This window comes from Psychrobacillus faecigallinarum, assembly GCF_014836595.1.
Classification (GTDB): Bacteria; Bacillota; Bacilli; order Bacillales_A; family Planococcaceae; genus Psychrobacillus; species Psychrobacillus faecigallinarum.
Genome location: NZ_JACSQO010000008.1, coordinates 44,042 through 57,290 on the forward strand (window position 1 = coordinate 44,042; position 13,249 = coordinate 57,290).

General features: G+C 38.1%; 11 protein-coding genes. 5 read left to right on the plus strand and 6 right to left on the minus strand.

The features are described from left to right. Nucleotides 1-107 precede the first annotated feature (107 nt). The gene (gene asnB / locus H9650_RS14535; RefSeq protein ID WP_191697524.1) at nucleotides 108-1,952 is read left to right on the plus strand and encodes an asparagine synthase (glutamine-hydrolyzing); all 1,845 of its coding nucleotides are present in this window, start codon (nucleotides 108-110) and stop codon (nucleotides 1,950-1,952) included. A gap of 53 nt (nucleotides 1,953-2,005) precedes the next feature. On the opposite strand, the gene H9650_RS14540 is transcribed toward asnB, so the two are convergent. From H9650_RS14540 to dapD, 3 genes are all read right to left on the minus strand, one after another. After that, on the minus strand, nucleotides 2,006-2,815 hold the full coding sequence (locus tag H9650_RS14540) for a class I SAM-dependent methyltransferase (RefSeq protein ID WP_191697525.1): 810 nt from the start codon (nucleotides 2,813-2,815) through the stop codon (nucleotides 2,006-2,008). Between the two features lie 483 nt (nucleotides 2,816-3,298). Further along, complete coding sequence (locus tag H9650_RS14545; RefSeq protein WP_191697526.1) at nucleotides 3,299-4,426, minus strand: N-acetyldiaminopimelate deacetylase; 1,128 nt, start codon at nucleotides 4,424-4,426, stop codon at nucleotides 3,299-3,301. Nucleotides 4,427-4,437: 11 nt separating this feature from the next. Next, nucleotides 4,438-5,151 carry a 2,3,4,5-tetrahydropyridine-2,6-dicarboxylate N-acetyltransferase gene (dapD, locus tag H9650_RS14550; RefSeq protein ID WP_151112326.1) on the minus strand — a complete coding sequence of 238 codons (714 nt, stop codon included), beginning with the start codon at nucleotides 5,149-5,151 and terminating at the stop codon, nucleotides 4,438-4,440. Between the two features lie 321 nt (nucleotides 5,152-5,472). Between dapD and H9650_RS14555 the strand changes: the two genes are divergently transcribed. The 4 genes from H9650_RS14555 to H9650_RS14570 all read left to right on the plus strand — a co-directional run bounded on the left by H9650_RS14555 (nucleotide 5,473) and on the right by H9650_RS14570 (nucleotide 11,009). Then, complete coding sequence (locus H9650_RS14555; protein ID WP_225216099.1) at nucleotides 5,473-6,468, plus strand: TAXI family TRAP transporter solute-binding subunit; 996 nt, start codon at nucleotides 5,473-5,475, stop codon at nucleotides 6,466-6,468. Nucleotides 6,469-6,507: 39 nt separating this feature from the next. After that, a complete protein-coding gene (locus H9650_RS14560; protein ID WP_154312149.1) occupies nucleotides 6,508-8,478 on the plus strand; it encodes a TRAP transporter permease in 1,971 nt (656 codons plus the stop codon). Between the two features lie 296 nt (nucleotides 8,479-8,774). Continuing rightward, a complete protein-coding gene (gene abc-f, locus H9650_RS14565) occupies nucleotides 8,775-10,430 on the plus strand; it encodes a ribosomal protection-like ABC-F family protein (protein WP_191697527.1) in 1,656 nt (551 codons plus the stop codon). 156 nt (nucleotides 10,431-10,586) lie between these two features. After that, a complete protein-coding gene (locus H9650_RS14570) occupies nucleotides 10,587-11,009 on the plus strand; it encodes a DUF4395 domain-containing protein (protein WP_191697528.1) in 423 nt (140 codons plus the stop codon). Between the two features lie 207 nt (nucleotides 11,010-11,216). Here the strand turns inward: H9650_RS14570 and H9650_RS14575 are convergent, their stop codons facing one another. The 3 genes from H9650_RS14575 to H9650_RS14585 form a co-directional block, all read right to left on the minus strand. Beyond that, the gene (locus H9650_RS14575) at nucleotides 11,217-11,657 is read right to left on the minus strand and encodes a hypothetical protein (protein ID WP_191697529.1); all 441 of its coding nucleotides are present in this window, start codon (nucleotides 11,655-11,657) and stop codon (nucleotides 11,217-11,219) included. A gap of 205 nt (nucleotides 11,658-11,862) precedes the next feature. Further along, nucleotides 11,863-12,579 (minus strand): YebC/PmpR family DNA-binding transcriptional regulator, encoded by a 717-nt coding sequence (locus H9650_RS14580; RefSeq protein ID WP_144539341.1) that lies wholly within the window; start codon nucleotides 12,577-12,579, stop codon nucleotides 11,863-11,865. 107 nt (nucleotides 12,580-12,686) lie between these two features. Continuing rightward, nucleotides 12,687-13,118, minus strand: coding sequence for a DUF1801 domain-containing protein (locus H9650_RS14585; RefSeq protein WP_191697530.1), 432 nt, complete (start codon nucleotides 13,116-13,118; stop codon nucleotides 12,687-12,689). Nucleotides 13,119-13,249: the final 131 nt, after the last annotated feature.

Below are 13,249 nucleotides of genomic sequence, written 5' to 3' on the forward strand. Positions count from 1 at the left end.
CCTCACATGTTCGTGGTACTTTTACTTATTTCGGTCACTTATCTCTCGTCACTTTTTCAGCACTTTTTTGCATATACTATGGGGGTGAAAGAAGGGATGCGAATTATATGTGTGGAATAACCGGATGGGTTGATTTTAGAAAAGATTTACGGGGGTATTCTCCTGTTGTGGAGAAAATGGCAGAGAGTTTAAAAAAGCGGGGACCAGATGATCATAATGTGTGGAGTGCGGTCCATGCTCTCTTCGGTCATCGAAGATTGACTGTTGTTGATCCCGTTGGAGGCAAACAGCCAATGAGCAAAAGCTATCAATCTAGGAATTATACGCTTTGCTATAATGGAGAGCTTTATAATACGGAAGATTTACGAAAGGAATTATTAAGTAAAGGGCATTCATTCTCAGGGCATTCAGATACAGAGGTATTATTAACCTCTTATATTGAATGGAAGGAAAAGTGTGTTGATTACTTCAATGGAATTTTTGCTTTTGCCATTTGGGATGAAGAAGAGCAAAAGGTTTTTATAGCAAGAGACCGCTTAGGAGTAAAGCCATTGTTTTTTACGGAAAGAAATGATGGATTGCTATTCGGATCTGAATTAAAGGCATTGCTTGCACACCCAGGTGTTCCAACAGAGATTGATCGGAATGGATTATCAGAGATTATTGGGCTTGGGCCTTCCCGCACTCCTGGATTCGGTGTATATAAAGGGATAAAGGAGCTTAGACCAGCACATGCATTAACTTTTTCGAAAAACGGCCTGCGTATGTGGCGATATTGGAACGTGGAAAGTAAAGAGCATACCGACACATTAGAGGAAACGATAGAAAAAGTACGTTACTTAGTAACAGATGCGGTAGAAAGACAGCTTGTGTCCGATGTGCCTTTATGTACATTCCTTTCGGGAGGAATAGATTCTAGTGCTATTTCTGCAATTGCTGCAAATGCTTATAAAAGAGATGGAATACCCCCTCTTCATACTTACTCGATTGATTATGAAAACAATAATGTTCACTTCAAGGGAAATGAATTTCAGCCTAGCGAGGACTTCCCTTTCATCCAAAAAGTCTCTAGCTCTCTTCATACTACTCACCATTTTTCAGTCATTACACAGGATGATCTAGCCCAATTTTTAACGGAGGCAGTCCATGTACGTGATTTACCTGGAATGGCAGATATAGACTCCTCTTTACTATGGTTCTGTAAAGAAATAAAAAAGGATTTTACCGTAGGATTGTCCGGAGAATGTGCGGATGAGATATTTGGGGGCTATCCTTGGTTTCATAAGGTTGGAAATGCAGAAACAGGCTTCCCTTGGATTCGATCCAAGCATGAAAGACACTCCTTGCTAAACGATAGCTGGCAACAAAAATTGAAAATTGAAGATTATGTACAAAACGCATATGATATAAGCGTAGCAGAAACACCTCAGCTGTTTGGCGAGTCCTCCTTAGAAGCAGAACGAAGAAATCTCTTTTATATGAATATGATTTGGTTTATGTCCACACTTTTGGAACGAAAAGACCGGATGAGCATGGGAGCAAGCTTAGAAGTGCGTGTCCCCTTTGCAGACCATCGTCTTGTAGAGTATGCGTGGAATATTCCGTGGGATTTTAAAATGGTTGGAAACCAAGAAAAAGGCATTCTTAGGAAGGCATTAGAGGGAATTCTTCCAAACGAAGTGCTCTATCGTAAAAAGAGCCCTTATCCAAAAACCCATAATCCGGTCTATGCAGCAAAGGTTCAGCTCATGCTGAAGGAGCAACTGCTAGATAAGAATTCTATATTGCATGAACTATTTGACCCTAGAAGTCTTCAAACGTTAATCGAATCTAATGGAGAGGCCTTTAAGATTCCTTGGTTTGGACAATTGATGACTGGTCCCCAGCTATTAGCTTACTTAGCTCAAACGCATATTTGGTTTAAAGATTATAATGTTCAATTGGTGGATTAATAAATGTTAGAGGGTGGCGGTGACAAATCACTTTCACCCTCTTTATTGTTCAGCTATTTTTTTACTCCAATATACAATAGGTGAGAGGATATCCCTAAAATATAAGGGTCATTGGCTTTTTCAATCAGCAGGTCAATTAGATTTTTGTATTCCTGCTCACCTTTGTCTTTCCAGTAGTCCCAATTTTCCTTATTCAATATTGAAGCGACATTTGAGCCTATTAATTCTAAGCTTTCAAATCCATGCGCTTCCATGAACGGCTTTATCTCTTCGATATTAAAATAATACGCTCCTGTAAAACGCCCAGCTTCTTGGTGATTAAAGCTGCCTGTGTCGTTAAATTGTTGAATGCTTTTCATCTGGTTATTTGGCTTCCAATTTTCAGGGTACATGAGAGAAGTAAGTATGTGCTTAATCCTAGGCATAAACGCAATAAAAACAAGCCCATTCTTTTTGGTTACTCTATGTAATTCACGTATTGCTTTTATCCGGTCGGCTTCTTCCTGTAAATGATACATAGGTCCAAGCATAAGAGCCGCATCAAACTGCTCATCTTGGATCCCGGATAAGTCTCTTGCATCTGCTACAAGAAAATCTGAAAAGTGATTTTCCAGATGAAATTCTTCTGCTTTTTCTTTCGCTATCTCTACTAGTTTCGGTGTAAGGTCAGTTAGGGTTACCCTATAGCCCTCCATTGCTAGCTTGATTGAATATTTCCCCGGTCCCGCCCCGTTATCGAGTATATTCCCAGCAGGAGGAAGATATCTCTTTATGTAATGCCAATTCACCTGAAATTCAATTGGTTCTCTTTCAAGTCTCCCCCACTCATCAAATTGGTTGTAATAATTAATAATGTCACTCATAACAAACACCTACATTCTTCATCAATTTTAATATTAGTTCTATTTGCAGTAGGATAATCCCTGCTAGATGAAATAATTTATACTATTTTCAACTATTAAATAGAAATAGTTTACCCGGCAAGCATGTATATAGATGACAAATTTCAGCTCTCGGCGGGGGCATTCCGTGGGGTGAGCGATAAGCCATCACCGTCGCTAGCGCGCACGTTGTGATGGCTTATCTGTCTCACTCATCCCACTGGAGTCGCCGCCTGTCGCTCCAATCATTAGATTGAGAGTAATTAGAAGGGAATAACTTATACTGTTATATTCAGCCATCAAATAGAATCAGCTTAAGCGAAAAGCATGTGTAATAGATGGTACGATTTTGCTAATATCACCTCCAATTTTCAAAAAAATTCAATCCTACTCTAAAGGCAATAAATCAGAAGACTTTATTGTTTCTTAGAAAAAAAAGACAGAGATTCATCATCTCTGTCCAGTCTATTTGCTTGTAAGTGTTCTGAAGTATTTGTCTACAAAAGGAACGAGATAGTCTAAAACCTTTTCACTTGGATTCATCTTCGCGTGGTGAAGTCCAAAAGGAGAATCGACACCAGCCCAGAATAACATGCCTGGTATGTCCTTTAAGAAATAGCCAAAATCCTCGCCTGTCATCGCGGCCTCACAGTGGATGGCGTTGGTTGCTTCATGCTGCTCTGCAAAAGCTAGAAAATCATTGGCGATATCCTCATTGTTATATACCTGATAATAAGAAGACCCATAATCGATTTTCACGTCACAATCAAATGCTATTTCAGTGGCATGGCAGAATACTTCTATTTTTTCTTTAATGAGTGTCATTGTAGAAGCATCCATTGTCCGAATAGTTCCCTCTAAACGAGCATGACCAGAAATAATATTTTGGACAGTTCCCGATGAAAACTTTCCAATAGTTAAAACTGCAGGCTTCATTGGATTGACTACTCGGCTAACGATAGACTGCAACTGTAGCAAAAGAGTCGCTGCCGCAATCGACATATCCTTTGCTTGGTGTGGATAGGCAGCATGGCCCTCCTTCCCTACTAAGTCCATATAGAGCTCAGAGGTATTGGCAAATAGTAAGCCAGGGCGAGTAGCTATCGTACCAACTGAATATTCTGGAGCTACGTGATAAGCAAATATCTTGTCTGGCATAAGCTCGGGCTGTTCTTCCTTTAGCCAATGTAACATCGGAAGAGCACCACCTGGACTTTCCTCTGCTGGTTGAAACAAGAACACCATATGATCGTTTAATGGTGACTCTACTATTTTTTGAAGCAAACCGAGCGCAACGGTCATATGCATATCGTGCCCGCAGGCATGCATTCTACCCAGGTGCTCAGATGAAAAGGCAACATCGGTAGCCTCCGTGATTGGGAGACCGTCAATATCAGTCCTCCAGCCAATCGTTTGAGTTGGCTGGAGTCCTTCTACTTTCACGACAATACCTGTCTTCCACGTAACAATCGTTAATCGATCCTGTGGAAGCGAGTGGATTTGCTCCAATAAGTAAGCCTGCGTTTTCACCTCTTTAAATCCAAGCTCCGGTATACGATGCAAATCGCGACGAATATCAAGTAAGGTTTTCATGTGTCACCTTCTTAAATTTGACGTAGTTCTTGCATAATTTCTGTTTTAGATTTTGTTTGTGCATCGATATCTTTAATTACCTTAGCTGGTGTACCCGCAACTACTGTATATGGCGGTACATCTTTTGTTACAACTGCTCCGGCAGCAACAACTGCTCCTTTGCCAACTCGGCACCCCTCTAAAACTACAGCATTAGCACCGATTAATACGTCGTCTTCAATTATTACTGGAGTTGCAGAAGGTGGCTCAATAACACCTGCAAGCACTGCTCCAGCTCCAATGTGACAGTTATCTCCCACTGTTGCACGACCACCAAGGATTGCTCCCATGTCGATCATTGTACCTTTACCAATGACAGCGCCAATGTTGATTACAGCACCTAGCATGATAATTGCATTATCACCAATGCTCACTTGATCACGAATAACTGCACCTGGTTCAATTCTTGCATTAATACCTTTTAAATCTAATAAAGGTATTGCAGAGTTTCTGCTTTCATTTTCAACTACTATATCTTCAATTTGTGCTTTATATTCATCTAATGTCGGTTGAATTTCAGACCATTCTCCAAATAGAATAAGAGAATTCCCTTGTCCAAAAACCTTTGTATTTTCTCCGAAAGAAAGTTGGTCAATCCCACTTCCTTTTATGTATACCTTCACTTGCGTAGATTTTTTTGCGTGTTGAATGTAAGAAATAATCTCATGTGCATCTAACTGTTTCATGTTCTCATTACCTCCTCAAATATGTGCTTATTGTACATTAATTTTTATTAAAAATCACGAATTTAAATACATTTTCAAATAATTAATTATCTTGTCTACATATTAAAAGAGATTGTTGCAGGATTATTACAGGTGCCAGGCACCTGTAATAATCCTGCAACCATTTATAAAAATCAGAAAATACTGATATTTAGTTGTAAAATTATAGATTAAAAGTATAATATTAATCATCATCTATTTGATATGCCAACTGGCTTATTTTTTTACAACATAATGGAAGCGCTATCATTTGGGTGAAAAATAAACCTTGGGGGAGAGAAATTGAAAAAAAAGAGTCTTAGTCTTGTTTTGTTAATGGTTTTGGCACTTTTGGTTGCAGCGTGTAGTGGAGGGAAGCCAAATATTGCTATCGGCCCTCCGGCTAGTGAGACTAGCTCCGTCTCTAAGCTAATTTTAGATGCCTATGGAATTACTGATGATGATTACAAAGCTTATCAGGAGGGCTTTGGTGATGCTGCTGATGGTGTACAGGATGGAAATATTGATATTTCTATAGGTATCCTTGGACTCCCGGCTGCAAGTATCGAAAGCTTGCAAAATTCTGCAGGAGATGTTGTGATGATGAGTTTATCTGATGATGCAATCTCTTATATTGAAGAGAATAGCGGATATAGACGTCACACTATTCCTAAGGATACGTATGACTTTTTAGATTCAGATGTGGAAACTGTGACTGCCTACGCTATTTTAATGGGAAGTACAGATACGATCGATGATGAGCTTGGTTATGAGCTAGCAAAGATAATGATTGAAAACGCAAGTGAAAATACACATGCTCAAGCAAAGCAGATGATTTTAGAAAACGCACTAAACGGAGCTGAGGGGCTTCCTATTCATCCTGGCGCAAAGCGTTATTATGAGGAACAGGGTCTCACTATTGACAACCCAGTAGCAGAGCTTACTGCTGACAAAAGCAACCGCAAGAATGATTTTATACTCGGAACTGGAAGTCAAGGCGGCACTTATTATCCACTAGGGGGAGAGATGGCAAGTATTTGGAACAAACATATCGAAGGATTTAACTTAACAAACACAGAAACTGGCGCATCTGTAGAAAACCTATCTAGTATTCGAGATGGAAACATGGATTTAGGTATGTCTGTACATGTACCAGCAATACAAGCAGTCAATGGCGAGGCAGCATTTGAAGGACATGAAGTTCCAAACGCCGCATTTATTGGGCATATTTATCCAGAGGTTATTCAAATTGTCACACGTAAAAGCTCTGATATTAAAAGTTTGGACGATGTGAAATAAAATCGAGGTATAAAATCCAATTAAAAATGAGGTGAGACAATGAAAGATCAGCAACCAATAAATGCACAAGAAATACTAGAGAAATATGATAAGGAAAATCAGTTTCGATCAAATATTGGAAAATGGGCATGGGTTGTTACCTTTTTAGGGGTGGCCTTAACCGTATTCCATTTATACACGGCCTATTTTGGAACCCTACCAACTCAAAAACAAGGTGCCGTTCATGTAGGAACTGCTCTCGGTGTCATTTTTCTATTGTACCCATTAAAAAGAGACCTACTTAAAACACAAAAGAAAATACCTTGGTATGACATCGTGCTTGCCTTTACCGCCATGTATGTAACCTATCATAAAATAATCTTTTTTGATTCTATTCTACAGAGCAGAATTTCCGGATATAGCATACCTGACATAATCATCTCCGTCCTTGGGATTCTTCTTGTCCTAGAAGCGACCAGAAGAACGGTTGGCTTACCAATCGTCATAGTGGCTTTAGTAGCCATACTTTATGCTATCTTCGGAAATTTTGTCCCTACTCAAATCCTTTCCCATCCTGGATTTTCTTTAGAGCGAACCGCTACTGCACTTTGGTACAAAGAAAGTGGAATATTCGGCACCCCCGTTCAAATTTCAGCAAAGTTTATATTCCTCTTCCTATTCTTTGGCGTAATGCTCGTACAAACAAATGTAGGGAAGTTCTTCAACGATTTAGCCTTTTCTTTAACCGGAAGATATACAGGAGGTACTGCAAAAACAGCTGTTGTAGCAAGTGCATTGCAAGGGACTATATCAGGTAGCTCCGTTGGTAATACAGTCGCAACAGGGTCCTTTACTATCCCTATGATGAAAAAAGCAGGTTTTAAGCCTGAATTTGCTGGTGCTACCGAAGCCGCTGCATCTACTGGAGGACAAATTATGCCTCCAATGATGGGCGCCGCGGCCTTTATCATGATGGAAATTTTGGGTGTATCGTATGGAACTATTATGATGGCGGCGATTATACCAGCGATATTGTATTTCACAGGTATCTTTATCGGCACTCATTTTGAAGCAAAAAAACTTAAAATACTTGGGCTCCCAAAGTCTCAATTACCTTCTTTTAGAAAGACTATGAAACGAAATTGGTATATGCTTTTACCTCTCTTCGTTATTACTGGAACGATAATTTATGGTTTTACCCCTCAACGTGCAGCTCTTTTTGGAATAGTCGCTGCGTTTTTAGTAAGCTTAATACGCAAAGAAACAAGGATGTCCTTTAAGCAAACTATAAATGTATTAGAACAAGGTACAAGAGTCGCTCTACCGGTTATAGCAGCCGTTGCCACAGCTGGTGTCATAGCTGGAATTGTTAGTATGACTGGCCTTGGCTCCAAATTTGCTGCTGGAGTTATAGCTCTATCAAACGGATATCTCATTCTCGCTCTAATATTTACCATGATTGCTTGTATTGTATTGGGGATGGGATTACCCACTACAGCAAACTATGTAGTCACAGCTACTATTGCTGCTCCAGTTTTAATAAATGAATTCGGAGTAGCTCCAATTGCTGCCCATATGTTTGTATTCTATTTTGGTATAGTCGCAGATATCACTCCACCTGTCTGTCTTGCAGCTTATGCCGGGGCAGGTATTGCAGGAGCAAACCCTTTTAAAACAGGTATGAACGCCGTCAAACTAGCCATCGCGGCCTTTATCGTTCCGTTTATCTTTATCTATAATCCAATCTTAGTAATGGTAGATGTAGAACCAGTAATGCTTATCGTCTCTGTTACTGCTTCCTTAGTAGGAATGGTAGCTGTCAGCAGTTCCATGATTGGCTATTTTATAAGGTACTCTAAGGTCTGGGAACGATTCATCTTGTTTGTGGCTGGGTTAATGCTTATTGTTCCAGAAATTTTAAGTAGTGTACTTGGGCTTGTACTCATACTAGGAATTTGGTTCATACAAAAAAGAAGAACAGACGACGAGCTTGGAATAGAGGGCAGTAGATCGAGTCAAGCATTGTATTAATTACCTCTTTAATTTTCAGAAGAATATGTTATATTATATAGTAACTAATATCGAAGGGACGATGGGTGGACAATGATTTTATAATCTTATTTCTCGCTTAATATTACTGCTTTATGCAGAAAAATATTTTTAGCTTTGACGGAAATAGGATTAGTCTGCCCATTTTTCAAATTGAGATAATAAATTACTACAGGCATATATATTTGTAGTTATTTTTTGTCGTACACTAAATGGCCAGTAAAATCCTTCCGTCTAAATCGGAGGGATTTTTTTATCTCTCCAAGGGAGGTAATACAATGACTTTACAAGGAAGATTAACGAACATCAGCATAACCCATGGTGACAAAGAGATCATTAACAATATAAAAACCGATATACATTTAGGGGCTGTAATAGGAATTGTCGGTAGAAATGGTGAAGGAAAATCTTCTCTTCTTTCCATTCTTTCAGGTGAAAGCTCTCCCACTTCCGGACAAATCGAATGGATAGGGACTACTCCCACCATCAGCTATTTCAAGCAAGAAGATGAGCATTTCCATTCAAATGTAGAGGAAAAAGATGAACGGACTTATATCAGTAAGTGGTCTGTCCCTAATAATCGTCCTTACGATGCATTAAGTGGCGGAGAAAAAATGAAAAAAAGACTGTCTAAGGTTTTTGCAGAAAGTTCTCAGTTACTTTTACTTGATGAGCCTACTAATCATTTAGATCAAAGTAGTCTATCCTTCTTAAAAGAAGAAATAGCTACCTATTCTGGAACGATTATATTAGTATCACATGATCGATACTTTTTAGACGAAGTATCAAATTATATTTGGGAAATTGAAAATAAAAACCTAACCGTCTATACAGGAAATTATTCTACCTATCGTAAAAGAAAAGAAGAAAAACTTATCACTCATCAAAGAGAATATGATGCACAACAATCAAAAATCCGACAAGTTGAAAAGCAAATGGAAGTATTGAAAAATTGGTCCAACAAAGCACATGAAGAATCGACAAAAAAAGACGGTGCAAAAGAGTATTTTCGTATGAAGGCTAAGAAAAAGGATGTTCAAATTCGCTCCAAGCAAAAACGACTAGAGCTAGAGCTTTCCAAATATCAAGTAGAACGTCCAGTAGAGGAAAAGGAAATCAATTTCTCTATTGAAGGTAATAAGAAAAAAGGGAAACGCGTCATAGAAGCTAAAAATTTAAGCAAATCTTTTAACGAAGAAATTCTATTTCAAAAAGCTTCCTTTACTATCCAAGCTAAAGAACGTGTTGGAATCCTCGGATCAAATGGGAGTGGTAAAACAACCTTTTTCCGAATGCTGACTGGAGAAGAAACATTTGAAGGTGAGCTTTGGAAAACCGAATCAATGAACATCGGCTTTTTACGCCAAACAGTATTCGATCTTCCAGAAGATCAAACCCCCTCTGACTTTTTTGCAACTACCGATTATGATACAAGGGGTGTAATTCAAACCTTAATGAACAATTTGGGCTTCTCTAAGGATCATTGGTTAAGACCAATTTCTACAATGAGTATGGGAGAAAGAGTAAAACTAAAGTTAATGGAGTTCATGGTAGATCAAAAGGATGTACTCATTTTAGATGAGCCTACGAACCATCTCGATTTGCCTTCTCGAGAACAGCTAGAATGGACACTGTCTACGTATCCCGGTACTATTTTACTCGTAACCCATGACCGTTATTTTTTAGAAAGGCTAACAAACAAGCTTCTTATATTTGATAAAAATAGAATTCAAAAGCTTGAGATGAATTATACTGATTGGCTTAGTAGAAGCGAAGAAAACGACAATAACAAGTTACTTCTAGCTCTAGAAACAGAGCGACAAGCTGTACTAGGTCAATTAAGCTATCTTCCATCTAAAGATTCCAAGTACATGGAATTAGATGAACAATTTAAAATGCTAACCCAAAAGATAAATCAACTAAAAAATAAGTAAACAAAATGGCTGCTCAAAATCCCAGAGCAGCCATTTGTCGTTAGGAGCATAAAAATGTCGATTTCCCGGGAAATAGGTCAACGGATTCAATTTTTTTACATTCTATTAGAATCAACATATAATATAATAAATCCAATCAGAAAAGTAGGTTTTATCATGAAGACAATTCCGAAGCCTCTCGTTATGGTCAATCAATGGACAATTGTAATCTCTGTCGTCATCGCGCTTATCACTCAATCAGCATGGATTCTGCTCATTCCGTTAATTGCCAATTTATCTAGTTTATTATTTGGTTTTCATCCTATTGTAGTTGTAGCCAAAAGATTTCTAAAGAAGCCTAGTAAGGAATATATTCAAGAAGATTATGCTCAGCTAAGGTTTAATCAATGGTTGGCAGTTGGCTTTTTACTTATAGCTAGTATTAGCTTCTTTTTGAAGTGGAGTATTTCATTTAATATTGCAACTGTTATGGTCGGTTTAGCTGCATTTATTGCTATACTAGGATTTTGTATAGGCTGCTTCTTTCGTTTCCAATACCAGCAATGGAAGTATCGAAGAAATAACTCTGCAACACATTAAGATTTTCTACAACTAGAAAAGAGAAGAACTGTTTGTAATCATAGTTCTCCCTTGTTTTTTCAATCTTTTCTTTTTAAGGCTCTAAACTATAGCAATAAGTAATTATATGGCTGCTCAAATCATTTAGAGCGGCCATTCTTAAGTCATTATATAAGGTTTTCCCCATTGCACTAGTCACCGTAATAGGTTCTGGTGTTTCTCCTTCATTTAATCGTTCTTCCTCTCCCTTACCGAAAAATACACTACAACTGTAAATACAGCTACAAATAAAATTCCAATTATAAAAAACGGTGAATCGGGATCACAAAATGCATATCTGTTCCCCCCATAGGGACCTCCTCGCTCAGCCACTCTATAAGTCCCTGAGGAAACTTCTACTGCAATTGCCTCCTTACTACTAACTTCCTTTACTTCATAATATTTAGTTCCTCTTGGGTAAGCATTAGAAAAATTCCCTGAGTAAGACCCTTCTAGATCGGAGTATTTTGTAACATGACCAATTTCCTTACCAATTTCATTGACCTCTTCATCTTGCAGAACATAAACATATCCATCCCATACTACGAAGGGATATGCCCAGTCAGCCATTGTTTTGATAGGGCTTGCTATGAATAAAATAACTAAACATAAAGCAAAAAAACTTCTCATCCTATTCCCCCTTTCTACATTTGACGCATCACAAAATAAACAGTTTCTTGAGTCCTAATTTATATATAAAAGTAGTGTTTATAATTCGCCTATAGCAATAAACTAACATCTATTATTCATGTTTTTTAAGTAGATAGATTACTTTCTACTCAAAAAAAAATCCCATCTACAGCTTCCTGTAAATGAGACTTTTACTTTCCTATATTTATGCTAAATCTACATTATGATAAACCTGCTGAACATCCTCTAAATCTTCAATAGCATCAATCATTTTTTCAAATTGGGCTTGTGCATCTGCATCTAACGCAATATCGTTCTGTGCAAGCATTGTTAGCTCAGAAATTGTAAATTCTTCAACTCCCGCAGCTCTTAAAGCTTCTTGCACCACATGGAATTGGTCAGGCTCAGCGTAAACGATGACTGCATCTTCTTCTTCTAAAATGTCACGAGCATCTACGTCTGCTTCCATCAGGATTTCCAACACCTCATCGGCAGTTTTGCCTTCTAAGCCTATAACTGCTGTTGCATCAAACATATAAGACACAGAACCACTAACTCCCATGTTGCCGCCATTTTTACCAAATGCAGCACGAACATCAGAAGCAGTACGGTTTACGTTATTTGTTAATGCATCTACAATAACCATTGATCCTCCTGGACCAAATCCTTCATAGCGAAGCTCATCATAGCTTTCCTCTGATCCACCTTTTGCTTTTTCAATCGCTTTATCAATAATATGCTTTGGCACACTGTAAGTTTTTGCACGCTCTAATACGACCTTTAAAGCTTGGTTAGAGACAGGATCTGGCTCACCTTGTCTTGCTGCAACATATATTTCACGACCAAATTTAGCATAGATACGGCTAGTATTAGCATCTTTAGAAGCTTTCTTTTCCTTAATATTATTCCACTTACGACCCATAAAAGTCCCACTCTCTTTCACATATTGTTTTCGTACTCTAGAATTCTACTGTGTTATTATACATTAGAACCAGTATAAGTAGCAAAAATAAATACATTAACTTCCATTCAATTCTCGCTCGGATACAATTTTTGTAAAAAAATGATAGATTGAGAAATTATTTCTTTAAGAACTTCTATATTGATATCCTCTACTTTATTGATATAAACACATGCCTTACCTGAAGTATGTTTTCCTAATCTACTTAACAATTCCGCGCGATCTGAATCTCCGCTAGCAAAATACAAGCTAATCTTTGCCTTTCTTGGTGAAAACCCAACAAGAGGAGCATCCCCTTTATGACCGGAAGCATATTTGTAATGGTAAGAACCAAATCCAATAATACTTTGCCCCCACATTTTCGCTTGATAGCCAGTAGATTCTTCAAAAATCTCTAGAAGTTTATATGCATCCTCCCTTTTCTTTAAGCTATCGACTCCTTCTATAAACTCTGCCACATCCTGATCAGTCTCTAAGGTCTTCTGTTTATATTTAGACATTTAAACGCTCCCTTATATCAAGTTAGAAAAAAAGCCTCTCCATGATTGGACAAGACTCTTTCCTTATTTCTGTTTATCATTAGATTTTATTGTGGAGTATAATCCCACGTTATAGCTAGATATCTAAAGTT